Source organism: Exiguobacterium sp. s183 (genome assembly GCF_018617655.1).
Classification (GTDB): Bacteria; Bacillota; Bacilli; order Exiguobacteriales; family Exiguobacteriaceae; genus Exiguobacterium; species Exiguobacterium aestuarii_A.
Genome location: NZ_JACSKN010000003.1, coordinates 25429 through 51018, shown reverse-complemented (window position 1 = coordinate 51018; position 25590 = coordinate 25429). Strand labels below are relative to the sequence as shown.

24 protein-coding genes and 1 other annotated feature are annotated in these 25590 nt (G+C 46.0%); of the genes, 19 read left to right on the top strand and 5 right to left on the bottom strand.

The window, feature by feature from the left end; genetic code table 11:
• The first annotated feature begins 15 nt into the window (after positions 1 to 15).
• The 7 genes from udk to KNP62_RS08585 all read left to right on the top strand — a co-directional run bounded on the left by udk (position 16) and on the right by KNP62_RS08585 (position 7678).
• Positions 16 to 651, top strand: a complete 636-nt coding sequence (gene udk / locus KNP62_RS08615; RefSeq protein ID WP_074035132.1) for a uridine kinase — start codon at positions 16 to 18, stop codon at positions 649 to 651.
• A gap of 66 nt (positions 652 to 717) precedes the next feature.
• Positions 718 to 1191: a transcription elongation factor GreA gene (gene greA, locus KNP62_RS08610; protein WP_074035127.1), complete on the top strand. Its 474-nt coding sequence runs from the start codon at positions 718 to 720 to the stop codon at positions 1189 to 1191.
• A 54-nt stretch (positions 1192 to 1245) separates the two neighbouring features.
• Positions 1246 to 1947, top strand: coding sequence for a 5'-methylthioadenosine/S-adenosylhomocysteine nucleosidase (mtnN, locus tag KNP62_RS08605; protein WP_214760592.1), 702 nt, complete (start codon positions 1246 to 1248; stop codon positions 1945 to 1947).
• Positions 1948 to 2032: 85 nt separating this feature from the next.
• Positions 2033 to 2992: a beta-ketoacyl-ACP synthase III gene (locus KNP62_RS08600; RefSeq protein ID WP_214785242.1), complete on the top strand. Its 960-nt coding sequence runs from the start codon at positions 2033 to 2035 to the stop codon at positions 2990 to 2992.
• Entirely contained in the window at positions 2989 to 4221 is a 1233-nt protein-coding gene (gene fabF / locus KNP62_RS08595; protein WP_214785241.1) for a beta-ketoacyl-ACP synthase II, read from the top strand. Before KNP62_RS08600 ends, fabF begins: the two co-directional genes overlap by 4 nt.
• Positions 4222 to 4287: 66 nt before the next feature.
• On the top strand, positions 4288 to 5820 hold the full coding sequence (locus KNP62_RS08590; protein ID WP_214785240.1) for a peptide ABC transporter substrate-binding protein: 1533 nt from the start codon (positions 4288 to 4290) through the stop codon (positions 5818 to 5820).
• 202 nt (positions 5821 to 6022) lie between these two features.
• Positions 6023 to 7678: a peptide ABC transporter substrate-binding protein gene (locus KNP62_RS08585; protein WP_214737557.1), complete on the top strand. Its 1656-nt coding sequence runs from the start codon at positions 6023 to 6025 to the stop codon at positions 7676 to 7678.
• A 104-nt stretch (positions 7679 to 7782) separates the two neighbouring features.
• Here the strand turns inward: KNP62_RS08585 and trpS are convergent, their stop codons facing one another.
• Positions 7783 to 8784 carry a tryptophan--tRNA ligase gene (trpS, locus tag KNP62_RS08580; protein WP_214785239.1) on the bottom strand — a complete coding sequence of 334 codons (1002 nt, stop codon included), beginning with the start codon at positions 8782 to 8784 and terminating at the stop codon, positions 7783 to 7785.
• Between the two features lie 50 nt (positions 8785 to 8834).
• Positions 8835 to 9042, bottom strand: a binding site (T-box leader).
• A gap of 42 nt (positions 9043 to 9084) precedes the next feature.
• Positions 9085 to 9456 (bottom strand): DUF3899 domain-containing protein, encoded by a 372-nt coding sequence (locus KNP62_RS08575; protein WP_214785238.1) that lies wholly within the window; start codon positions 9454 to 9456, stop codon positions 9085 to 9087.
• Between the two features lie 269 nt (positions 9457 to 9725).
• Between KNP62_RS08575 and KNP62_RS08570 the strand changes: the two genes are divergently transcribed.
• The 5 genes from KNP62_RS08570 to KNP62_RS08550 all read left to right on the top strand — a co-directional run bounded on the left by KNP62_RS08570 (position 9726) and on the right by KNP62_RS08550 (position 15650).
• Positions 9726 to 11345 carry a peptide ABC transporter substrate-binding protein gene (locus tag KNP62_RS08570; protein WP_214785237.1) on the top strand — a complete coding sequence of 540 codons (1620 nt, stop codon included), beginning with the start codon at positions 9726 to 9728 and terminating at the stop codon, positions 11343 to 11345.
• 306 nt (positions 11346 to 11651) lie between these two features.
• Positions 11652 to 12578 carry an oligopeptide ABC transporter permease gene (opp3b, locus tag KNP62_RS08565; protein ID WP_214785236.1) on the top strand — a complete coding sequence of 309 codons (927 nt, stop codon included), beginning with the start codon at positions 11652 to 11654 and terminating at the stop codon, positions 12576 to 12578.
• Complete coding sequence (opp3C, locus tag KNP62_RS08560; protein ID WP_445236740.1) at positions 12578 to 13603, top strand: oligopeptide ABC transporter permease; 1026 nt, start codon at positions 12578 to 12580, stop codon at positions 13601 to 13603. Before opp3b ends, opp3C begins: the two co-directional genes overlap by 1 nt.
• Before the next feature lie 23 nt (positions 13604 to 13626).
• Positions 13627 to 14700 carry an ABC transporter ATP-binding protein gene (locus KNP62_RS08555; protein ID WP_214785235.1) on the top strand — a complete coding sequence of 358 codons (1074 nt, stop codon included), beginning with the start codon at positions 13627 to 13629 and terminating at the stop codon, positions 14698 to 14700.
• The gene (locus KNP62_RS08550) at positions 14700 to 15650 is read left to right on the top strand and encodes an ABC transporter ATP-binding protein (RefSeq protein ID WP_074035095.1); all 951 of its coding nucleotides are present in this window, start codon (positions 14700 to 14702) and stop codon (positions 15648 to 15650) included. Before KNP62_RS08555 ends, KNP62_RS08550 begins: the two co-directional genes overlap by 1 nt.
• 79 nt (positions 15651 to 15729) lie before the next feature.
• On the opposite strand, the gene KNP62_RS08545 is transcribed toward KNP62_RS08550, so the two are convergent.
• Positions 15730 to 16263 (bottom strand): HD domain-containing protein, encoded by a 534-nt coding sequence (locus KNP62_RS08545; protein WP_074035089.1) that lies wholly within the window; start codon positions 16261 to 16263, stop codon positions 15730 to 15732.
• A gap of 221 nt (positions 16264 to 16484) precedes the next feature.
• On the opposite strand from KNP62_RS08545, the gene KNP62_RS08540 reads away from it, so the two are divergent.
• From KNP62_RS08540 to KNP62_RS08525, 4 genes are all read left to right on the top strand, one after another.
• Positions 16485 to 16622: a hypothetical protein gene (locus KNP62_RS08540; RefSeq protein ID WP_214695472.1), complete on the top strand. Its 138-nt coding sequence runs from the start codon at positions 16485 to 16487 to the stop codon at positions 16620 to 16622.
• Between the two features lie 177 nt (positions 16623 to 16799).
• Positions 16800 to 17198 (top strand): transcriptional regulator SpxA, encoded by a 399-nt coding sequence (spxA, locus tag KNP62_RS08535; RefSeq protein ID WP_015881217.1) that lies wholly within the window; start codon positions 16800 to 16802, stop codon positions 17196 to 17198.
• A gap of 171 nt (positions 17199 to 17369) precedes the next feature.
• Complete coding sequence (gene mecA / locus KNP62_RS08530; protein ID WP_214695474.1) at positions 17370 to 18026, top strand: adaptor protein MecA; 657 nt, start codon at positions 17370 to 17372, stop codon at positions 18024 to 18026.
• Positions 18027 to 18091: 65 nt separating this feature from the next.
• Positions 18092 to 19324 carry a DUF2254 domain-containing protein gene (locus KNP62_RS08525; protein WP_214785234.1) on the top strand — a complete coding sequence of 411 codons (1233 nt, stop codon included), beginning with the start codon at positions 18092 to 18094 and terminating at the stop codon, positions 19322 to 19324.
• 38 nt (positions 19325 to 19362) lie between these two features.
• On the opposite strand, the gene KNP62_RS08520 is transcribed toward KNP62_RS08525, so the two are convergent.
• On the bottom strand, positions 19363 to 20088 hold the full coding sequence (locus tag KNP62_RS08520) for an SDR family NAD(P)-dependent oxidoreductase (protein WP_214785233.1): 726 nt from the start codon (positions 20086 to 20088) through the stop codon (positions 19363 to 19365).
• An 83-nt stretch (positions 20089 to 20171) separates the two neighbouring features.
• Between KNP62_RS08520 and cls the strand changes: the two genes are divergently transcribed.
• From cls to pepF, 3 genes are read left to right on the top strand one after another with little or no spacing between them, the layout of a single operon-like run.
• The gene (cls, locus tag KNP62_RS08515) at positions 20172 to 21683 is read left to right on the top strand and encodes a cardiolipin synthase (protein ID WP_214695480.1); all 1512 of its coding nucleotides are present in this window, start codon (positions 20172 to 20174) and stop codon (positions 21681 to 21683) included.
• A 12-nt stretch (positions 21684 to 21695) separates the two neighbouring features.
• Entirely contained in the window at positions 21696 to 22790 is a 1095-nt protein-coding gene (locus tag KNP62_RS08510; protein WP_214785232.1) for a competence protein CoiA, read from the top strand.
• Positions 22775 to 24577: an oligoendopeptidase F gene (gene pepF / locus KNP62_RS08505; protein WP_214785231.1), complete on the top strand. Its 1803-nt coding sequence runs from the start codon at positions 22775 to 22777 to the stop codon at positions 24575 to 24577. Before KNP62_RS08510 ends, pepF begins: the two co-directional genes overlap by 16 nt.
• A 204-nt stretch (positions 24578 to 24781) precedes the next feature.
• On the opposite strand, the gene KNP62_RS08500 is transcribed toward pepF, so the two are convergent.
• A complete protein-coding gene (locus tag KNP62_RS08500) occupies positions 24782 to 25555 on the bottom strand; it encodes a DsbA family protein (protein ID WP_214785230.1) in 774 nt (257 codons plus the stop codon).
• Positions 25556 to 25590: the final 35 nt, after the last annotated feature.

The following is a 25590-nucleotide window of genomic DNA, read 5'->3' as shown; positions in this document are numbered from 1 at the left end:
GAGGACTTAACTTTGATGCAACATAAACCCGTCATTATTGGCGTGGCCGGGGGTACCGGATCTGGAAAAACGACCGTGGCCCGTGCGCTCGTCGATGCGTTTAAAGGTCAATCGGTCGTTATGATTGAACAAGACGCGTATTATAAAGATCAATCTGAAATGACGATGGAGGAGCGGTACAAGACAAACTACGACCACCCCTTCGCCTTTGATAACGATTTGCTAATTGAACATATCCAACAATTGCAACAACATCAGGCTGTCGAGAAGCCGGTATATGACTACGCGGCCCATACGCGCTCTGATGAGACGATTTTGATCGAACCGGTCGATGTCGTCATCGTTGAAGGAATTTTAGCACTTGAAGATGCCCGTTTGCGTGAATTGATGGATATTAAGGTGTTCGTGGATACAGATGCTGACGTTCGCATCCTGCGCCGCATGCAGCGGGATATCAATGAACGTGGACGTTCGATCGATTCGGTCGTGGCACAGTACACGAATGTCGTTCGTCCGATGCATTTGCAGTTCTGTGAGCCGACGAAGCGGTATGCGGACATCATCGTTCCTGAAGGCGGAGAAAACTTTGTCGCAATCGATTTACTCGTGACGAAGATCCGTTGGGTGCTCACTGAGCGTAATCGCGCGTGAGGAAATAAATCGTTTTCAATTTACCCTAGCTGTAATATACTAGGAGACAATGAAGGAGTGACAGAAATGGCTGAAAAACAACACTATATGACGTTAGACGGAAAAGCGAAGATCGAGAATGAATTAAACGAACTGAAGACGGTCCGCCGTAAAGAAGTCGTTGAAAATATTAAGATTGCTCGTGATTTCGGTGACTTATCAGAAAACGCGGAATACGACGCGGCGAAAGAAGAACAAGCGATGGTCGAAGGACGAATCGCACAATTAGAAGAAATGCTCCGCAACGCAGTCATCATTCAAGATGATGCAGGCGATAACTCGGTTGTCTCAATCGGGAAAACTGTAACGTTCTTCATCCAAGAAGATAACGAAGACGAGACATACACAATCGTCGGTGGTGCCGAGGCAGACCCGTTCACAGGGAAAATCTCGAACGAATCACCAATCGCGAAAGCACTTCTTGGCCGTACGATCGGAGATGTGGTCACGGTTCAAACACCAGGTGGCGACATGATCGTCGAAATCAAAGAAATCAAATAAGTTGTTGAGCGACCTCCATTTTGGAAGTCGCTCTCTTTCTGAGGAGGAATCGGTATGAAAGTTGGAATCATCGGTGCGATGGAAGAAGAAGTGAATTTGCTTCGGAACGAACTAACTGAACGTAAAGATACAGAAATCGCAAGCTATCATTTTTATGAAGGGTATCTTGGAAACATGCAAGTCGTCATCTTGAAGTCAGGCATCGGGAAAGTCAATGCCGCGATTGGGACTACACTCTTGATTGATAAATTCAAACCGGACGTCGTCATCAATACGGGTTCTGCCGGCGGATTTAAAAAAGGGATGAAAGTCGGTGACGTCGTCGTCTCAACAGAAGTACGTCACCACGATGTTGACGTGACAGCATTCGGCTATGAGTACGGACAAGTACCAGGGATGCCACCAGCGTATGAAGCCGATCCAAAGCTCGTCAGCGTCTGTAAAGATGTGATTGAAAACTTACCGGACGTGAACGTGCATCAAGGATTGATCGTAACAGGGGATTCGTTCATCAACGACTCAAAACGTGTAGCGGACATCCTTGGCCATTTCGATGGCGTCGCTGCCGTCGAGATGGAAGCTGCTCCAATCGCGCAAACGTGTTACCAGTTCGGTGTTCCGTTCGTCGTCACACGCTCGATTTCAGACAGCGCGGACGAAGAGGCGAACTTATCGTTTGATGAATTTTTAGAAACGGCGTCGATCAACTCTGCGAAGATGGTCATGGCTGTCACGAAACGCCTCGAACAAGCTTAATCGATTGATCATGAAGAGGATGCATTGACATCCTCTTTTTATTCCCTTATATTAGTACCAGATACTAAGAATAGGGGTCGACGATATGAATATTGGAATCATCGGCATCGGATCGTTCTTACCGGACAATCGGGTGACAAATATCGATTTAGAAAAACGAATGGATACGAGCGATGAGTGGATTCGTACGCGTACAGGCATCGAGGCGCGACATTTAGCAGAAAGTGACGTATCAGTCTCGGATATGGCGACACGTGCCGCAGAGCGGGCGTTACAGAGCGCTGGAGTCAGCATCGATGAGATCGAGGCGATTGTCTGTGCGACGGCGACTGCGCCAGCCTTCCCCGCAACCGCGTGCGTGGTTCAGGCGAATCTTGGCGCGAAAGCCGCTGTGGCGTTCGACGTCAGTGCAGCATGTAGCGGATTTATTTTCGCCATGGATACAGCGAAAAGCCTTATGGACTCGAAAGGCTTCAAGAAAACGCTCGTCATCGGAGCAGAGAAGATGGGAAGTTTGATTGACTGGGATGACCGGTCGACAGCTGTCCTATTCGGAGACGGAGCTGGAGCTGTCGTACTCGGGGAAGACGAGATCGCTTCAATCGACTCCATCGTACTTGGAAGTGACGGTACAGGTGGCAAGCACTTGTATGAAAACGATGAAGGAAAGATTGTCATGAACGGTCGCGAAGTGTTCAAGTTCGCCGTGCGGAAAATGCCGGAGATTGTGCTCGAATCGTTAAACAAGGCCGATAAGTCGTTGAACGACCTCGACGTCCTTGTACCGCACCAAGCGAATCGTCGAATCATCGATGCGGCGATGGAACGTTTAGATTTAGAAGAAGAGAAAGTCGTCATGACCATTCAAGACCATGCGAATACATCAGCGGCATCAATCCCGCTCGCCTTAGCGGAAGCCGTCAAGTCTGGTAAAATCCAAGATGGACAAACGGTCGTCATCGCAGGGTTTGGAGCCGGACTCACGTGGGGTGCAAGCTGTCTGACATGGAATCATGCAACAATTACGGAGGGGAATCATTCATGAAACGAGTAGTAGTGACAGGATTAGGAGTCGTATCACCGTTAGGAAACGACGTGTCGACAATGTGGGACCGTCTTTTAAAAGGGGACAACGCGATCGATACGTTGACGAAAATCGACATTAGCCAATATCCGGCGAAAGTCGGAGCGGAAGTAAAAGAGTGGAACATCGAACACTTGGTCGAACCAAAAGAAGCACGTAAAATGGATTCGTTCATTCAATACTCACTTTTGGCGGCAGACGCTGCCCATAAAGACAGCGGACTCGATGTAAAAGCGATTGCCGATGAAGTCGGAACGTGGATTGGGAGCGGAATCGGTGGCGTCGAAACCATCGACAAGCAGTCAGCCATCCTTCATGACCGTGGACCGCGTCGTGTAAGCCCGTTCTTCATCCCGATGATGATTCCGAACATGGCGAGCGGACAAGTGTCGATCTACCTGGGGGCTAAAGGACCAAGTAATTGTTCGGTGACAGCATGTGCATCAGGGACGAACTCAATCGGAGAAGCGTTCCGCGTCATTCAACGAGGAGATGCGATTGCCATGTTCGCCGGTGGAGCGGAAGCGCCAATCACACCACTCTCGTTCGCAGGCTTCTGTTCGAACAAAGCACTTTCAACGAATCCGGACCCGAATACAGCGTGCCGTCCATTTGACGAGAACCGCGACGGGTTTGTCATGGGTGAAGGCGCTGGCGTACTCGTATTAGAAGAGTATGAACATGCGAAGGCACGTGGAGCGAAAATGTATGCAGAAGTCGTCGGATACGGGATGAGTTCAGACGCCTATCACATCACTGCACCATCACCAGAAGCAGAAGGCGGGTCAAAAGCAATGAGTGAGGCGATTCGCGATGCGGGAATCAAGCCGGAAGACGTGCAATACATCAACGCACACGGGACGAGTACACCGCTCAACGATATGCTTGAGACGAAAGCGATTCGTCGTGTGTTCGGGGAACACGCTGAGAAACTCGCAGTCAACTCGTCGAAATCGATGATTGGTCATCTTCTCGGAGGAGCAGGTGGCGTCGAGGCAGTCATCACAGCCCTTTCAATTCATGAAGGGAAGATTCATCCGACAATCAACTGTGAATCACCTGCAGCAGATTGCGACCTTGACTATGTACGTGAAGGAAATCGGGAACTTGACATTCAGTATGCACTCAGTAACTCACTTGGCTTCGGGGGCCACAATGCGACACTCGCATTTGCGAAAGTGACGAACTGACGGTAGAAAAATCATTCAAAAAAGGTTAGGGTATAAGGGTTGGTCTAACAGAAAGGAGTGCAACGAATGAACAAGAAATCATTCATCGTGGCCGCCTTGTTAGGTTCAGTCCTTATCCTTTTTTTATTTATTTGGAACGAACAACGAGAGCAGTCACGTGAACTACTACCACCAGAAGAACAAACCATTACGATTCATGGGGAATCCCTTCCGACTCAACCGGACGTCATGCTCGCGATTGACCCGGCATCCCAAACGGTTTTGTCACATCTATATGAAGGACTCTATCGATTCGGCGCAGATGGGGCGATTGAGCCGGGACTCGTCGAGAAGCTAGAACGATCTGAAGACGGAACAGTCTATACGTTCACATTGAAAGAAAGTGTGACGACAGAAGACAATTCGATAACGGCACAAACGTTCGTCGATCATTTCCGTAAACTCGTCGATGACGATACGAACTCACCATTTAGTTTCTTACTCGCAGATGTCAAAGCGGCAAAAGAAATTGGGCTCGGACAACAAGAACCAGATGCGTTAGGCGTTCGAGCAATTGATGAAGGAACGCTAGAAATCACACTCATCCGCCCGATGGAAGGGTTCGAAGAAATATTTGCCATGCCAGCGTTTTTACCACAACCATCCGTGACATCATGGGATGAGTTAGAAACGAACGGTCCGTTTGAATTTGATCGAATGAATGATACAAGCATCTCGTTACATAGAAGCGAAACGTATCGTGAGGCTGACAATGTTACGCTTGAAACGATCACCATTCGAAGTGAATCAAATTTGAATGAGACGTCAGGAATGCATTTGATTCCTTATGACTTCGACACTTCTACCATTGATGAGGAAGTCATGAATATTGAGGACGTTCCGCGAAGTGGCGTGTTTTATTTAAAACCAAACGTTGAAAAAGCACCATTCGATGATGTTGCGTTTCGACAAGCCCTCGCACTGATGCTTGAGCGGACGACACTTGAAGAATCGCTTGCACGAGCGGAACGAACGACGGAACGACTTCTCGTCATGGATGAGGAGGCTTTGGTTGCAGAGTTGGAAGGCGATGCCAACCAATTATTTGAAACCGTGAAAAAACGGTTAAAAAAAGAAACGATCGAGATTGAATTGCTTAGCTTTGTCGATGAAGAAGCACGTGAAATTTCGACAAGATTAAAAGAGAATTTGGAACAATTGGACGGGTTGACCGTCAAGGTTGTAGAGCTACCACTTGGAGAAAAAGTTAGGAAAGAAGTCTCAGGAGATTATTCCTTTTCGTTGTCAGGATGGCAACCGGACTATCCGATGCTATCTGCCTATTTGACTCAATTTGAGTCTGACGATGTGCTCAATTCAAGTCGATATGCAAATGAGTCGTACGATCAACTGATGGATCAGGCCCGCTCAACTGAAAGTTTGGACGAACGTAATATCATTTTACGAAACGCGGAAGCAAAGCTGTTAGAAGAGGCGGTTGTTATGCCAATCTATCAAGCAGGACGTTCTTATTTGGTTGAAAAAGGATACGATCAGATTGGTTATCCGGTCATCGGTCCTTCATATGTCCTAACCTTTTCGAAAAAATATGAAAATTGAGCTAAAGGCCCGCCGCTCTAGGCGGGCTTTTTGACTATAGAGAAAATTTTTTAGAAAAATCAAAATAAACACTTTGCAAAATTATCAGAATATTGTATTATTGCATCAACGGGATTTTGGTAACAAATACTGTCAGAAGAAATGACTGAATTTTCTACCATCATTCACTTCGTTAAAACGAAAAAATCAGGGGGTCATCGCAATGAATAAGAAAAAAGGTTTTGCTTTAGCATCATCGGTTACACTTCTATCTAGTGCATTCCTAGCTGCATGTTCGACAGGGGAAGAAACAGATTCTTCACAAGGATCAACAAACGAAGGTTCTGCAGACGAAGCGCAAGTCCTCAACTTGCTCGATTCTTCAGATATTCCTTCACTTAACCCGACACTCGCAACGGACGCTGTTTCATTCAACGTATTGAACAACGTAAACGAAGGTCTTTACCGCATGGACGAAGAAGACAACCCGACTCCAGGTATGGCTGAAGACCACGACGTTTCAGAAGACGGGAAGACGTACACGTTCAAAATCCGTGAAGGCGCGACTTGGTCAAACGGGGAGCCTGTCACAGCGAACGACTTCGAATACGCTTGGAAAGAAGTACTCAACCCAGATAACGCATCACAATATGCATACGTTATGTCAATCATCGAAGGCGCGGAAGCGTACAACACAGGTGAAGGCGAGCGCGATGCTGTAGGCGTTAAAGCAATCGACGATCAAACACTTGAAGTTAAATTGACTGCACCAGCTGACTACTTCCTCGGATTGACTAGCTTCGGCGTATTCATGCCAAAACTCGAGTCATTCGATACAGAGCAAGGTGAGAACTTCGGTACATCTGCAGAGACGACTCTCTACAACGGACCGTTCAAACTCGACAGCTGGGAGCGCGAGCAAGGCTGGAAGATGGTCAAGAACGAAGACTATTGGGATGCTGACACAGTTAAACTTGAAGAAATCAACGTTAAAGTCGTTAAAGAAGTTTCAACGGGTGTTAACTTGTATGAAAACGGTGACGTTGACCGCACAGGCTTGACTTCTGAGCTCGTAGCCCAGTATCAAGACAGCGAAGAGTTCTCAACTGTCGTTGAACCAACACTCTTCTACCTCCAGTTCAACACAGCTGTGGAAGAACTTGACAACCAAAAAATCCGTAACGCGATTGACAAAGCGTATGATAAAGCAGCAATCTCAGAGACGCTTCTTGCGAACGGTTCGATTCCTGCGAACTACCTCGTACCAAAAGATTTCGTAACAGGTCCTGACGGTAAAGATTTCCGTGAAGCGAACGGCGATATCGGTGGATACAATGTGGAAGAAGCTCAAAAACTTTGGGAAGAAGGGCTTAAAGAGCTCGGAACAGACAAAGTTGAGCTTGAGCTCCTCAACTATGACTCAGAGTCTGCGAAGCAAATCGGTGAGTTCATCAAAGGTGAACTTGAGAAGAACCTTCCAGGCATTTCGGTATCAATCAAGCAACAACCGTTCAACAACAAACTTGACCTTGAGAACAAAGGTGAGTTCGAGTTCACATTCGCTGGATGGGGACCTGACTACCAAGATCCAATGACATTCGTTGACCTCTTCGTAACTGACGGACCATACAACCGTGGTAAGTGGTCGAACGAAGAATTCGATAAGTTGATTGAATCTGCGAAATCAAGCACAGATGCTGAACAGCGTTGGGCTGACCTTCAAGCTGCGGAGAAAATCGTTCTTGAAGAGAACGCGATCTCGCCAGTTTACCAACGTGGATCGGCTCGCCTCACGAAACCTTACGTTAAAGGAATCGTTGAGCACGCATTCGGTGCGGACTACTCTTACAAGTGGGCTTCAATCGAAGGCAAAGAATAATCAAATCATCTTACGAAGAGAGACAGGGACGCCTGTCTCTCTTTTTATGTACATTTTTTAATACAAAAAAGAACTCTCACATGGAGAGTTCTGTCACAACAAGCTTATTTTTTCACTTTGGCGCGCTTACGACTGAGACCCATCGCTTTTTCAATCTTCGCGAGATTCTTGTTCGCGATGGCTTCAGCTTTCGCACGACCGGCATCAAGAATTTCATCGAGTTCTGGAGAATCGATCAGTTCGTGATAACGAGCTTGAATCGGTTCGAGCAAGGCGACGACTGCTTCTGCCACATCTTGTTTAAATGTACCGTAATTTGAGTTCTCATATTGCTTGACGAGGTCATCGATTGAGGTACCTGTCGAAAGCGAATAAATTTCTAACAAGTTCGAAATTCCTGGTTTGTTCTCACGGTCAAACGAGATGATACCACTTGAATCAGTTACGGCACTCTTGATTTTTTTACGGATAACATTCGGCTCGTCGAGCATCGAAATGTATCCTTTGGCGTTCGTGTCGGATTTTGACATTTTTTTCACGGGATTTGTGAGAGACATGATGCGTGCGCCTTCTTTTTGAATAAGTGGTTCAGGCATCGTGAACGTCTCATAGTAACGTTTATTGAAGCGCTCCGCCAAATCACGAGTCAATTCGATATGTTGCTTTTGGTCATCTCCGACTGGAACGAGTTCCGTATTGTATAACAAGATGTCAGATGCCATGAGCGTCGGGTAAACGAACAGCCCTGCGCCAACGTTCTCACTACCTTGCGACTTATCTTTATACTGCGTCATCCGGCCGAGCTCACCCATTCCGGCGATACAAGTTAACATCCAACCGAGCTGAGCGTGTGCTTTCACTTCAGACTGAACAAAAATCGTCGCTTTTTCTGGGTCGAGACCAGAAGCCAAGTAGAGTGCCGCTAGTTTTCGAGTGTTGTTCATGAGCTCGACACGGTCGAGTTGAACGGTAATCGAATGTAAATCGACGATACAATAATAGGCATTGTTGTCGTCTTGTAGGTCGACGAATTGTTTCATCGCGCCAAGGTAGTTCCCAAGCGTCACGACGCCGGTCGGTTTGATTCCTGAAAAAATCGTTGCCATGTATATACACCTCCGAAGAATATAAAAAACCGCAGTCGTCCTCCCGAATAAATCGGGACGAATAACCGCGGTGCCACCCAAATTTGCATAAACTATGCCACTTGAACGCGTTAACGGGCGTGAACCGTCTCGCCATACTGTTGTTCAAGCGAGCCACTCCGAAGTCCATTCATTCAAAAACTTTTCATCTACTCGCAGCACCGTAGACTCTCTGAGGAAAAGGTGATTTGAATTACTTGTCTTCATCCAAGTGTTCTTATTCTGCATTAAGTTTAGCATAGGATCATGCTCTCGAAAAGATTAAATCAACGCAACGAGAAACGAAAGAACGATACTTCCGACACCGACAAACACCCAGTTCCAAGCCGATTGCTTACGGAGTTGCCGATCTTCAGGGTCTTCTTCTTCTTCATCCTCTTCATAATCCGCATCAATTTCTTTGAGTTTTGCACGTCGACTTCGCTTGAAACCATACATAATGCCATCGAACAATCCTGTCGCACTCATATGTGAGAACATCCCGATCGCAAACGTGAGAATTCCGGAAACGAATAGACCGCCGCTCAAATGAAACAGGAAAGATTCGCTTCGGAAATATGAAAAAATCGACCAAACGGTGTACAGGATTGTGACAATCCCCCAAACAATCAATATATTTCGAAACTTTTTCAACGATGTAATCTCCTTTCACGCCATAAAGGGAACGAGCAACCGTTCCGCGTTTCTTCTATGATACTAGGAAGGTAGGGCAGAATGCGAGTATGAAACTCAGCCGGAATGATAGCGTTTTATTCAGTAGTTGACAGTTTGATTAAAAATTTCTTACAATAGCCCTAACGTTCTTTCGTCGAATACTTTATGAAATATTCAGAAAATTAAAGAAAAAGTAAGATGTTTATTCGACGAACGGCTAGCTTTTCAATACGAAAGGGGAAATCGCAATGAAGAAAAAATCGATTCTGCTCATGATGACGATCATCTTGGCACTCGGTTCAGTACTCGCGGCTTGTTCGACAGGCGGAGACTCTGATGGCGGCAGTTCTTCTTCAAACGGAGAAAAAGTTCTTCGTTTGACAGATACGTCAGACATCACAACAGCCGATCCGGCTCTTGCTACAGACGCGGTCGCATTCAACTTGATCGCTAACACAATGGAAGGTCTTTACCGTCTTGATAAAGATGGAAATGCCGTACCAGCTCTCGCTGAAGGCGAACCAGAAGTAAATGAAGATGAGACTGTTTACACATTCACACTTCGTGATGCTGAATGGTCAAACGGAGAGCCAGTTACAGCCAACGATTTCGTTTATGCATGGCAACGCGCTGTTGATCCTGCAACAGGTTCACAGTATGCATACATCATGAACACAATTAAAAACGCTGAAGCGATCAACACAGGTGACACACCGAAAGAAGAGCTTGGCGTTAAAGCAATTGATGAGAAAACACTCGAAGTCACACTCGAGCGTCCAGACCCATCATTCCTTTCACTTACTTCATTCGGAACATTCACACCGATCAATGAAGCATTCGCGACTGAAAAAGGCGAAGATTTCGCAACGAATCCTGAAAACCTTCTCTACAACGGACCATTCACATGGACAGAGTGGGATCGTGAACAAGGTTATGTCTTAACAAAGAACGATACGTACTGGGATAAAGACAACGTCGCGCTTGAAGCCGTTGATGTTCGCGTCGTCAAAGAAACATCTACAGTCGTAAACTTGTATGAAGCTGGCGATGTTGACTATGCAGGTCTTGCATCAGAACAAGTTGCTGCTTTCCAGGAAGATGAAGATTACAACACAGGTCTTCGTTCTGCCATCGGATATTTCAAATTCAACCACGAAGATGAAATCTTCTCCGATGTAAATGCACGTAAAGCCATCGCGCGTGCGGTCGATCCAACTGGAATTATCGACCAACTCTTGAACAACGGTTCAATTGCAACAACATCATTCATTCCAAAAGACTTCATCAAATATGAAGACGGAACGGATTACACAGAAGGTGTTGAGTACTTCCAAACAAACGCTGACGAAGCTGCTTCACTTTGGGAAGAAGCAACAGGCGGAGAAGCGACAACAATCGAACTCCTCTCGTTCGATAGCGAAGTTTCAAAACAAATTTCTGAGTACATGAAAGGTCAAATTGAGTCGAACTTGTCGAACGTAACGGTTGAAATCGCTCAACAACCTTTCAACAACAAACTTGAGCGTGAAGCAAACGGAGACTACCAAATGTCATTCGCACTTTGGGGACCTGACTACCAAGATCCACTTACGAACCTTGGGATCTTCACATCAGACAACGGACAAAACGACATCAACTATGCGTCGTCTGAATATGACCAGTTGATTGACGAAGCGTCTGCTGAAACAAACATCGATGCACGTTATGACTTGTTCAAAGAAGCTGAGGCTCTCTTGATTGAGCAAGATCAAGCGATCATGCCGATTTATCAAGCTGGTGTGGCGTACTTGATTCGTCCAAACATCGAAAACTTTAACCGTCAACTGTTCGGTGCTGATTACCAGTACAAATACGTTGATATCAAGTAATGGGATGAGGGGACATGCGAACCGCATGTCCCCGATTTTCTAAAAAAATCTACTGAAGTTAGAGAAAATACTGTTCAAATGTTTTGTTGGTAAAGTATAATGTAGTAACAGTGAAAATTCAGAATAATCTCTGAAAAGAATATTCTTTGTTTTCAGCCGCTGTGCTAAGAGCCTTGAGATGACGTATACGCTATTCTTTCAGAATATTCCTTTCATTTTGTGAATTTGAAAAATAGGTCATATGTCATAGTGAAGCTGTTGGTGCAAGTAGTAGAAAGAATTAGAAAAAACAGGGGGTTTTTATTCATGGGACGTTATATCCTACAACGGCTGACTTACGGCCTCATCACGTTCTTCTTGATTGCCACGTTCACGTTCTTCCTGATGGACCTGCTCCCAGGTTCACCGTATCAGAACCAGGAAAAACTGACAGAATCACAAATTCAATTATTGAATGACCGTTACGGACTCAACGATCCGCTTCCGGTCCGTTATGCGACGTACATCGGAAACATGCTCCAAGGTGACCTTGGCGTTTCATTCCGTACGGCTAACCGTCCAGTAACTGAATTGATTATGGAACGAATTGGTCCTTCGGCACAATTAGGGCTCCAGGCATTAGTTCTCGGAACTCTTGTAGGCGTATTGTTAGGTGTTGTTGCGGCGATTCGTCACAATACGGTCATTGACTATGGTTCAATGTTCGTATCGGTAATCGGGATTTCTGTCCCATCGTTCGTTTTTGCAGCCCTCCTTCAGTACTATGTCGGAGTTAAATTGCAGTTGCTCCCAGTCGCATTCTGGGAAACACCAGCTCATACGATTTTACCAACAATTTCGTTGTCACTCGGTGTCACGGCAGCGATTGCCCGTTTCGTCCGAACCGAGATGTTAGAGGTTACCGGACAAGACTACGTCACGCTTGCGAAAGCGAAAGGATTGACGGGGAACGCCATCGTGTGGAAACACATGGTTCGTAACGCAATGATTCCTGCCATCACAATCCTTGGACCGATGACAGCTGGACTCTTAACGGGTACATTCGTTATCGAGAAAATCTTCGCTGTTCCAGGACTTGGTGAATTGTTCGTCACGTCAATCACGTTGAACGACTACTCTGTCATCATGGGAACGACATTGTTCTTCTCAGGATTGTTCATTATTATCATTTTGCTTGTCGACTTGCTCTATGGGGTTGTTGACCCACGTATTCGTCTTGGGGGGAATAACTGATGATTGAAAACAAAAAGAATTACGAACAGTTCGACCAAGACATGTTCACACCTGTTGAGATGAATGAACAGCTTGGTGAACGAATCGCTGGGAAAAGTTTAAACTTCTGGCAAGATGCATGGATGCGCCTAAAGAAAAACAAAGCGGCCATCATCTCGCTATCAATTATTTTAATTCTCGTTGCACTTGCATTGTTCGGACCGATGTTGTCGGGTCGTGATGCCTACGAACAAAACATTTCACAAGCAAAACTTCCGCCAAAAGTCACAGGTCTTGAATGGGCTGGCTTTGATGGAATGGCGACACTCGGTGGTCGCGATATCGACTTCTACGAACAAAAGAACGTAGAAGAGAACTTCTGGTTCGGTACGGACTACCTCGGTCGTGATCTCTGGTCACGTATTTGGGAAGGGACACGTATTTCCCTCTTCATCGGTTTCGTTGCGGCCATCATCGATACAATCATCGGTGTGGCATATGGTGGAATTTCAGCATACTTCGGTGGGCGTACGGATAACATCATGCAACGTATTGTTGAGATCTTGACAGGTGTACCTAACTTGATCTTAATCATCTTGTTCATCTTAATCTTTGACCCTGGTGTATTCACCATCATCCTCGCCATGGCCATCACAGGTTGGATCGGGATGAGTCGACTCGTTCGTGGTCAGATTTTAAAACTCAAAAACCAAGAGTTTGTCTTGGCAGCTCGCACACTTGGTGCATCTAGTACGCGATTGATTTTCAAACACTTGATTCCAAACACATTGGGTGCGATTATCATCACGCTCATGTTCACGATTCCATCTGCCATCTTCTTCGAGGCATTCCTCAGCTTTATCGGGATCGGGCTTCAACCGCCACAGGCATCACTTGGTACGTTGATCAACGATGGATACAAAGAACTACGGACATTCCCGTTCCTTCTTATTATCCCGTCGGTCATCATCGTCTTGCTCATGGTCAGCTTCAACTTGCTTGCCGATGGCTTGCGTGATGCGTTCGATCCGAAAATGCGTAAATAAAAAAGAAAGAGGGGGACTCGTGCATGGAAACGATTTTATCAGTCCGAGATTTAGAGGTCTCGTTCCACACATATGCAGGAACGGTTCAAGCCGTTCGTGGCGTATCGTTTGATTTGAAAAAAGGCGAGACGCTCGCTATCGTAGGAGAATCGGGTTCAGGTAAATCCGTTACTTCGAAGGCGATCATGCGTCTCATTCCGAACCCTCCAGGTGAAATCACGAACGGAGAAATCATGTTCGAAGGGAAAGACTTGGCGAAACTTTCGGAAAAAGAAATGCTTAAAATTCGTGGTCGCGATATCGCAATGATTTTCCAAGACCCGATGACATCACTTAACCCGACAATGACGATTTACAAACAAATCGCAGAAGGGTTGAAACAACACCAAGGGTTAACAGGTGAGGATGCGAAGAAACGTACGCTCGAATTGTTGACACTTGTAGGGATTCCAAACCCAGAAGCGCGTTTGAAACAGTACCCACACCAACTCTCTGGTGGGATGCGTCAGCGTATCGTTATCGCGATCGCACTCGCATGTAACCCGAAAGTGTTGATTGCCGATGAACCGACAACAGCACTTGATGTTACGATTCAAGCGCAAATTCTCGAACTTTTAAAAGACATTCAGCAAAAAACAGGCACAGCGATTATCTTCATCACGCACGACCTTGGCGTTGTTGCGAACATGGCTGACCGTGTCGCTGTTATGTATGCAGGTCGTCTTGTCGAAAAGGGAACAGTCGATGAAATCTTCTATGAGCCACGTCACCCGTATACATGGGGACTTCTTGGTTCGATGCCACGTCCGACAGATGACCGTAACGAAGCGTTACCGGCAATCCCGGGTACGCCTCCAAACTTGCTCGATCCTCCAAAAGGGGATGCATTCGCACCGCGTAACCCATACGCGATGAAGATTGATTTTGAGAAAGAGCCACCGATGTTCCAGGTGAGTGATACACACTTTGCTTCTAGTTGGTTATTACACCCACAAGCACCAGTGGTTAGTCCGCCACGTGCGATTCGTGAACTCGCTCTCAAGTATCGTCCGGACAGTGCGTTCGCAAAATCGTTTACGAAAGGTGGTGCTGAATAATGGAACGCGAGAAATTACTCGAAGTAAAAAACCTGAAGCAGCACTTTAAAATTGGCCGTGGCCGCGTTGTCAAAGCGGTCGACGGAATCTCGTTTGATATTTTCAAAGGTGAAGTGCTCGGACTCGTAGGAGAGTCTGGCTGTGGGAAGTCTACGACAGGACGTACAATCATCGGTCTTTATGACGCGACTGACGGCGACGTTGTGTTCAAAGGCGAAAACGTCCACGGTAAAAAATCAAAAGCTGACAAGTTGAAATTCAACCGTGCTATGCAAATGATTTTCCAAGATCCATACGCATCGCTTAACCCGCGTATGACGGTTGCGGATATCATCGCAGAAGGGATTGATATTCACGGTCTTGCGAAGACGAAAGAAGATCGTATGAACCGCGTGTATGACCTTCTTGAAACGGTTGGTTTGACGAAAGAGCACGCGAGTCGTTACCCACACGAATTCTCAGGTGGACAACGTCAGCGAATCGGGATTGCCCGTGCCCTTGCGGTTGAACCAGACTTCATCATCGCCGATGAGCCGATTTCTGCACTTGACGTTTCGATTCAAGCGCAGGTCGTCAACTTGATGAAAGAATTGCAACGCGATCGCGATTTGACGTATTTGTTCATCGCCCACGACTTGTCGATGGTTAAATACATCTCTGACCGTATCGGTGTTATGTATCAAGGTCACCTCGTAGAGCTTGCGACAGCAGATCGCCTTTATGAGAACCCAATTCATGCGTACACGAAATCGCTTCTTTCAGCGATTCCGCTTCCGGATCCGGAGCATGAACGTACACGTAAGCGGATCGTATACGAGTCAACTTCGAAAGGTCCAGTCGGACGTTCGGATGAAGATTCGAGTATCCCACCACTTCGCGAAGTCGAGCCAGGACACTATGTCTCGCTCACGGACGAAGAGTACGAAGCATACAAAGCACAACTCGTTTAATACGATGGCCCTGACTTCTAAATGAAGTCAGGGTTTTTTTAGCGCAAAAAAATAGTCACCTATTGGAATAGGTGACAGGTTATCCGTTTGAAATACGCGGCAAATTCGAGAGGCGTTCAACGATGGCATCGATTTGACGGACGCGAGCTAGTGCATCTTCAATCTCCATTGTCTCATAATGGTGAAGACCACCTGGCTGCTCCACGAACGTATCTGCGTCGTGAACGAGCTGTTGAAGTGGTGTCCGTTGAATCCGGCTCGGTGGTAAATAGGAATCGGTATGCAAGAGAATCATGACAGAAATCTCTTTGGCACGGGCAGGGTCTTCCCCGAGACGAATGAGTAATTTATGTGCCCGCTCCGCACCTTTAATCGCATGAATATCGTTCTGACGATATAAGTCATAATTCCATTTGCCTTCTGTATACCATTCATAGTGACCGATATCATGAAGTAGCGCAGCTTTCGTCGCTAAATCTGTATCGAGACCACGTTTCGTTGCCATTTCGAGAGCGCGTTCACAAACGTCTACAGCATGTTTTAAGCCTGATCGAGTTAAATATTTTTGGGTTACCGGATGTCCCATGATGGTTTCTAATGTGATTCTCATCATCGCTCTCCTCCTTAAATAGAAAAAGGTTATTTCTATAAACTATACAGGTTTTTTGTATGTAATGCAAATGATATCCGTGTAAAGAAATGATGAACTCGTAAGAATGATTCACATTTCACAAACAAATGTGCTATAATTTACTTGTAGATTAGTGCAAGTTCAAGATTTTCAGAATCGGTAATGCTCGGTCGGTTGCTTACGCTGTACGGGGGTGAGAGGCCATGAAAGAACGTGACAAAGTTCTACGAGAGAAAAAACGACTTTTGAAAGAAGTATTGAAGAAAAAGTTGAAAGACTTGCAAGTCAAGCCAGGGAAAGAGACGGTGTCTCAACCAGTGTCTCGGTTCCCGGCATCTTGAGATGGGTCATTCAAGGTCGCATTCACCGAATGCGCCCTCTTTTCATATCTGAATGATAAAGAATATCATTGAAGTTTTAATAATTAAGAATTATTATAATTAAGTGGATGCGAATTTGGGTATACAGATAGAGTCACTTAAAAAGATGGACGCATACTCGATCAGGGAGGAAGAAAAATGGTCACACTTTATACGTCTCCAAGCTGCACATCTTGCCGAAAGGCACGAGCTTGGCTCGAAGAACACGATATCCCGTTTACAGAACGAAACATATTTTCAGAACCGCTCTCACTAAATGAGATTAAGCAGATCTTACGCATGACAGAAGATGGAACGGATGAGATTATTTCAACTCGTTCTAAAGTCTTTTCAAAAATCGATGTATCCGTTGATGCGTTATCGCTTCAACAATTGTATGATTTGATTCAAGAATATCCAGGCTTACTACGTCGTCCGATTTTGATTGATGAAAAACGACTACAGGTCGGATACAACGAGGATGAGATTCGTCGATTCTTGCCACGGAAGGTTCGAACGTTCCAATTGCAAGAAGCACAGCGACTTGTGAATGAATGAGAGCATACTGTCTAAGCAGTGTGCTTTTTATTATCGATTATTTCCTATAAAATAAAGTTATAACCCGTCATCTAGATTGAACGATGTCAAAAAGGGTACAAAGATAACAAGACAATTTCCCCTCTCCTCCTTATGTGAAATGGGAGCGAGGTGAGAAGGGAGTGGACAATCGTGAAAATTGAGCGCATCAATGACAATACCGTCAAATTTTTCATCACATATGTGGACATCGAAAAGCGTGGCTTCGCACGTGATGAAATTTGGTACAACCGAGAACGTGGCGAGCAGCTGTTCTGGCAGATGATGGACGAGGCTCACGAACGTGAAGACATCTCGTTTGATGGTCCACTGTGGATTCAAGTCCAAGCTTTTGAAAAAGGTCTAGAAGTGACCGTGACAATTGCGAAAAATGTGATGGATACGGAAGACGATTCTGAACTCGGTTCGCTTCTTCGTTCAGCGATTGATGAAGCACGAGATCAACAATCGGTACTCGACCAATTGAGTGAGTTGGATGAACTCGAAGCGGAAGCAGATGCTTGGGCGCCACTCGCAATGGAAACAGATGATTTCGAGGCGATCATTTCACTGAGTAAGCGTGCAGGTGACACGTTCAGTGACCTTGATTTGAAACTATATCATTATCAAGACCGTTACTACTTGTGGATTGATTTCCCGGATGAAATGGAGCCTGAAGACGAAGAGAACGCACTCAGTCTTCTAGCAGAATATTTAACATTTAGTACACAGACGCAACCGATGCTTGAAGAGTATGGTAAACTCATTCTCGATGGCGACGTCTTCGCGAAAGTGCGTCATTACTTCTAAATGATCAATCGCCTGTTCAGACGGACAGGCGATTTTTTTCAAATCAATGGTAAAGAGGTGTTGGTATGGTGAGACGAATTCGACTACTACTTGATGATAGTGCATGGTTCGTTCCATTCTTATATGGGATGGGTGGCATCTTGTTAACAGCATTGACACAACTGTTCGGTGAATTTTTCCGAGATTTACTACCAGGTTTTATTTATTTGGACTTGGACTCGGCAGCATCCGTATTGTCTTCGACGTTCACGAGTCTTATGACGATGATGACGTTTAGTTTTTCGACAATCCTTGTCGTGTTGACGACATATTCTTCTCAGTTTTCTCCACGGACAATCAATAACTTTTTGACGAACACGTCGGCTAAGCATACGCTTGGTCTCTTCATTATGACGACCGTGTACGGGATTTCGAACTTATTCCTCGTCCGAACGGCAGATGATGGTGTCGTATTATCTTCAGGAATCAGTGTGCTCTTAGTCATTGGTTCGATTTGGGCGTTCGTCAAGTTCATTCAGACCATCAGTGTCTCGATCCAGGCAGAACGTTTGTTATCCGCGTTACATAAAGAAGCACTATCGGTAATCAGTGAGCAAAAAGACGCCGTCGAGTCAGATGACGTGAATCTCGTTTTACCACGTTCTGTTCATTCGTTTGAAGGTCAAGCGGTACGGGCGCCGCAGACGGGGTATATCCGCTTATTTTTAAGAGAGAAGCAGGGAGATCATGAGACGGACTTTGAATCGGTCGTAGCCGTAGGTGAATTTGTCGCAAAAGGGGATTTACTCGGATTTTGGAAAGGTGAGGATGCCCCGGACATCGAGCTATTTGAGATCGGCGAAGTGCGGTCCTCGATGCAAGACCCTTCATTTGCGATTGAAAAGTTGAGTGAGATTGCGTTACGTGGAATCTCTCCAGGAATCAATGACCCGAATACGGCGATTCACGCGATTCATTACATCGGAGATATTTTACGGGAACTTTGTGAACTACCGGATGGAGATTTTCTATACTCGAACGGGAAATCTGATTGGCATGTGAAGCGAAAGACGCTTGAGACGATTCTTTTTGAATCACTATCGCCGATGCAGACTTACGCCAGTAAAGACATCTTTGTGATGGGGTCCGTGTTCGAGGCGATTCGAATGGCGCGTCTTCAGGCGCATGAGACGTTAGATTCGACGTTTGATGAGATGATTGATTATTTTGAAGATGTCATTGATTGGGAAAGTCTTCATTCAAAAGAACAGAACTATTTACGCAATAAAATAGGGCGAGCTAAAAAGATGACGACATGACAGGAGACCACCTTTTCAAAAGAAGAGGTGGTCTCTGTTCAAGAGAGCGTATATCCGCCATCGACCGTGATGGCTTGCCCGTTTATATAAGTTGAGGAATCGGTTAATAAAAATTCGACGACCGGTGCCACTTCTTCCGGTAGGGCGGCATGTCCCCGGAAATGATGGGTCATTGCCTCTTTGAATTTTGCTTCTCCACCGTATAGTTTATGACTGAGCGGTGTATCGACCGGACCGAAACAGACGGCGTTAAATCGAACTTTTCCTTTCATTCGGTGTGCGAACGTTTTCGTCAAGGCAACGACAGCGGCCTTCGAGGCGGCGTAATGAGCGAGCATAGGAGGGAATTTGACGTGTCCGACGATGGCGGCGTTATTGACGACACTCGCTCCTTGAGCAAATAAAGGGATGGCGCGTTGTGTGACGGTGTTCAGTGCGTAGAGATTGACGTCAAACACTTCGGTGTATGACTCTTGAGTCAAACGCTCCGGTGTACCGGGTCTACCAAATGTTGCGGCATTGTTGAAAAGACCATGTAACGTCACCCCTTGTTCCTTTAAGTGTCCAAAGAGGTGATCGATGTCTTCCGCTGAATGGAGATCGCACCGGATGAACGCGGCCAATCCGTTCGAATCTGATTCGAGAGAAGCCCCCCGTGTCTCATCACGACCGATTCCGATGACACGATGTCCATTCTCGGTTAACTGCAAGGCGACGGCGCGCCCAATCCCGCTTGTCGCACCTGTGATTAGAAAAGTCCCCATAATTCATTCGCTCCCCTCAAAAAATTGGCGTTACGATGTATAATTAATGATAATACATGACAGAAACGAGGTCAGGTTATAATATGTTGCGACGCATACAAGTACTCTTTTCCCTTATTTTGCTCGCAGGACTCATTGCGATATTATCGTATTACTGGAGCTCACAAGTGATTGGGCTCTTCTCGATTCTCGTCTTTTTGACAACGTTCAGTATTTTGCTTGTGATTTTGCTTGAAAATCGCAACCCGCAACGGACGTTGATCTGGGCGATTGTCATGATTGGCTTTCCTGTCATCGGGCTATTTGCGTACTTTGTGTTCGGTCAGAACTATCGTCGCAAGCGGATGTTCAAAGAGAAGGCGATGCTCGACGAAGAGACGTACTTGGCCTATCGGCAAAAAGCGATGACGCTCTCTCCGTCACTGATGTTTGCGCATGATGATTATGAGAAGTTGATGCATCTCACCTCTTCGTTGAACCAATTGCCCGTCTCTTCGAATACGTACACGCAGATTTTGACGAACGGACGTGAAAAATTCTCGAAGTTATTGCCCGCTCTGAAAGGCGCGACACGGCACATCCATTTAGAGTATTACATTTTTCGAGAAGACCGTATTTCTCGGGAAATTCAGCGGATTTTAATCGAGAAAGCCAAAAAAGGGGTCGAAGTTCGATTCTTATATGATGCCGTCGGTTCCATTCATACGAGCAGTACGTTTTTCGAGGAGATGAAACAAGCTGGCGTCCAAGTGCAGGCGTTCTTCCCAGTCGTCCTTCCGCTCGTGTCGAGTAAGACGAACTATCGAAACCATCGAAAAATTGTCGTCATCGACGGAACAGAAGCATTCACTGGAGGTTTGAACGTAGGGGATGAATATTTAGGCGAACACTCTAAATTTGGTTTTTGGCGCGACACCCATCTGTATGTCAGAGGAGAAGGGGTGTCCGAGTTACAGTTGATCTTTTTACAAGACTGGTACTACATGACGGGAGAACGGCTGTTCACGCCATTCTATTTAGAACCGCTCGAAACGGTACGAAGCGCGAGTGGAGGCGTCCAAATCGTTGCCAGCGGACCTGATGAACCGTACGAGACGATGAAATCGATTTATTTCTCGTTGATCAATGCTGCGAAAAAGTCCGTCTATATTTCCTCCCCGTATCTGATTCCTGATGAGGACATTATGAGTGCTTTGAAGACAGCATCTCTATCGGGCATCGATGTTCGGATCGTCTTACCGAGCTATCCGGACCATAAGATTGTCTTTTATGCGAGTCGTTCCTATTATGAGGAGTTACTGTTGGCAGGGGTAAAGATTTATTTATACGAAGAAGGATTCATGCATTCAAAAGTCATCGTCGTCGATGACGGACTTGCCACGATTGGGACGGCGAACATGGATTTTCGTAGCTTCCATTTGAACTTCGAAGTAAATGCTCTCCTGTACAACACGAACTCGGTCCATCAGTTGAAACAAGACTTATATCATGATTTCGAAGGGTCTCACGAACTTGTATTAGAAGAGTTTGCGAAGCGCTCATTCTTTATAAAACTCGTAGAATCATTGGCCAGAATGTTTTCACCACTACTATAAGGGGGGAGCAAGATGCGGTTTGCGATCGGTCGAGAAGGGGATATCGTTGATTCCTTTACTCTAAATCGAATGCAGGCGGAGCAGCTTGCTCCTTTTCGATGTCCGACGTGCCAGGAAATGTTGATCTTAAAGCAAGGTGCGAAACGTCGTCTACATTTCGCCCACATCCATACGTGCGGGAGAGCGGAATCCGTTACACACCATCAGGATAAATGGGCAGTATGCCAATGGCTACAAGAAAGCGGGTACCCTGTCGATCAAGAAGTGACGATTGGGAATCGTCGGGCCGACATTCTTACGAATGTGGATGAGTTGCCAACCGTCTTTGAGATTCAGGCATCTCCATTGAAAGTAGAAGAATATGTCGCGCGAACGAACGATTACAAACGAGCAGGTCTGGATGTGATTTGGATCGCGAGTGGTCTCGATTTAAAGATGAACCAATCGTTTCAACCGTGGATGCGCCTTGAACTATCTCGGCGACACCGGTTGATGACAGTGAAAAATGGACAGTTGGTTCGTTTCAATGGGTTTCCCATTTCAATCAAGTATGGAATCGGGAATTGGGAAGTCTCGTCCTCAGTGACCACTTCCCCTTATGAAGCTTATTATCGGTTCAATGCATTGGAATGGACGGAGATGATACGACGAAAACGAATGTCGCCGATCTACCCATCCCCAAAGAATCGACATCTCATTTTAAATCGTCTGTATCCTTTGGGATTGATCCCCGCCTTGTTACCGACAGCCTGCTATCTTCCCCTCACGTCACTTTGGGGAATACACGTTCATCCGATTGAGTTTCAAATCGTCCTCTATTTAAATCGCTATGAGTCACCGAATGATTCGGTGGAATGGAGCATTCAAAAGACGTGCCGCCAGTTCGGAGTGACACCGACAAGCGACTTTTCCCAGTCATTTCATGTACAATGGAAACAACTCTTGAATGCATGTCGTCTATCGTGTGATGTCACGACTTGGGTGCTTCCAATCACCTATGAAGATGCGAGACGTCACGATACACGATTGTATCAAGGACTTCAGCGATTGATGTTACAATCGACGAACCAATCAGAAAAGGGAGTGAACGTATGTCAGAAGTATTGACACGACAACAAGTTCCAGTCGAAGAGACGTGGAACTTAGAGACGATCTACAGTAACGACCAAGCATGGGAAGCAGATTTTGAAGCATTAAAAGAGCAGGTGCCGGCATTGATCGGATTTAAAGGAAAACTCGGTGAATCGGCAGAAACGTTATACGAAGCGTTACAACTCCGTGATGAGCTTTCTCGTAAATTACATAAGCTGTATACGTACGCGCACATGCGTTACGACGAAGATACGGCGAACAGTCATTATCAGGCATTGAATGACCGTGCAGGCTCACTCGCCTCGCAAATTTCAGCCCAACTCGCATTCATGACACCAGAGCTTCTTTCAATCGATGAAGCTCAAATTGAAGCCTTTATGGAACAACACGAGTCACTTCGCGTGTATCGTCATGCGTTCGATGAGTTGGCGCAAGAACGTCCACACGTACTGACGGAAGCGGAAGAAGCGATCCTTGCGCAAGCTGGAGACGTGCTCGGACAATCGAGTTCGACGTTCGGTATGCTCAATAACGCGGATTTGAAATTCCCGAAAGTGAAGAACGAAAAAGGGGAAGAGGTCGAATTGACGCACGGACGTTACATCACGTTCCTCGAATCGAGTGACCGAAGTGTCCGTGAGAACGCTTTTAAAGCAATGTACGGGATGTACGGGCAGTATTTGAACACGTTTGCCTCGACGCTTTCAGGCAGTGTGAAAAAAGACAACTTCTATGCAAGTGTCCGTAAATTTGAGAGTGCGCGACAGGCAGCCCTTCACCACAATGCGATTCCAGAGTCTGTGTACGACGGTTTAGTCGAAGCGGTCAACGAGCGTCTTGATTTGCTACATCGATATGTCGCATTGCGGAAACGTGCGCTCGGATTAGATGAGTTGCATATGTATGATTTATATACACCACTCGTCAAAGATGTAGAGATGAAAGTGTCGTACGAAGAAGCGAAACAGTTGATGGTTGATGGTTTGGCACCACTCGGAGAAGAGTACGTTCAAATCGTAAAAGACGGTCTCGATTCACGTTGGGTCGACGTACGCGAGACACGTGGAAAACGGAGCGGGGCATATTCATCAGGAGCATACGATACACAACCGTTCATCCTTATGAACTGGCAGGACAACGTCAACAACTTGTTCACGCTCGCGCATGAGTTCGGTCACTCGGTGCATAGCCATTACACGCGTACGTCACAGCCGTATCCGTATGGCGACTATTCAATCTTTGTAGCAGAAGTCGCGTCGACGACAAACGAAGCGTTATTGAACGACCATTTATTGAAAACGCGGACGGCAAAAGAAGAACGTCTCTACTTGTTGAACAATCAACTCGAAACATTCCGTGGGACGTTGTTCCGTCAAACGATGTTCGCTGAGTTTGAGCATATGATTCACAAGGCTGCTCAAGAAGGCGTATCGCTCACACCTGAGTATTTGAATGAGACGTACTTAGAGTTGAACAAACGCTACTTCGGAGAAGAAATCGTCATCGATGAAGAGATTTCGTATGAATGGGCGCGTATCCCGCACTTCTATTACAATTACTATGTCTATCAATATGCGACGGGTATCTCAGCATCGGCAGCGTTGTCGCAACAGATCATGGAAGAGGGGGAGCCGGCCGTACGTCGTTACATCGATAACTTCCTCAAAGCTGGGTCTAGCGACTATTCAATCGAGGTCTTGAAAGCGGCAGGTGTCGATATGACGACGAAAGAACCAGTCCTCAAAGCGCTTGATCAGTTCGAAGCAGTGCTCGATGAAATGGAATCATTATTGTTCTCGTGAACAATATGTGACAATGTGCACAAACTAGTTGTCAGATGAAGCGGGACTAGGTATATTATAAGTGTGAAATCAATCACAAACCCCTTTATTGACCGTAAACTTTCTCCCATCTTGTAGGCCTTCCCCGGGCCTCAAGGTACGACGGCTCTTGTCCCCGCTTGAGACGTCAAAAACCCCACGGCTCCCCGGCCGTGGGGTTCTTTTTTATTTCGTTTGCGCCCATGCTTCACCGCTACATCCCGGTACAGGACGGCAGCGTTGCTGCAAGGAAAGCTTCTTCAGTTCCCGTTCAATCACAGTTTTATCTAAGTCTAGAATATACGATAGTTCAGTAATCGTCGACGCGTCATAACGAGCCAACACTTTAGCTACATCCCAGTCGGTCGAACGGCTCGGAGCGTAACCGAGCAACTCGGTCATGACCGATTGATACACGTCGTACGGATAGACACCTTCAATCTTCAATGCTTCATCGCGCGTCACGAACGTAAGAGCGGGCAATGACTCAATCTCCCAATCTTTCAGCACTTGATGATCGACTGCTAAAGCATTCAAGAGCTGGTTCGATTGAAGATCGGCTTCAAGTTCATCCAAATCAAGACCGTACTCTTCGAAAGACCGTGCGATTTCCCATAAATCAATTGAGCTTAACTGTTTACCAGAGAATAAATCATTCACATGCAAATGACGTAAAAAACGCATCGCATGACGTTTCCCTTGTAATTCTAGCGCTTTGATCATTGTGAGAAGGCGAACTTCTTCCTGACATCCGCCAACACAGCTAGGAACGGTAGAGACCATTCGGAAACGAATCACATGTCCGTATTCAATCTCTAACTTTTTGATCAGTGTCATCACGTGAAAATTTTCAGGACTCGAGATGTCCATGAAATAGAATAACTCCAATGGCTTATACGTTACTTGAATAGGAGTTTCTTCCAGTGAACAGGATGACCCATTACATTGTTCAAGTTCCATTTGTGTCGCCTCCTCTCGGCAAAAAACTCATTTAA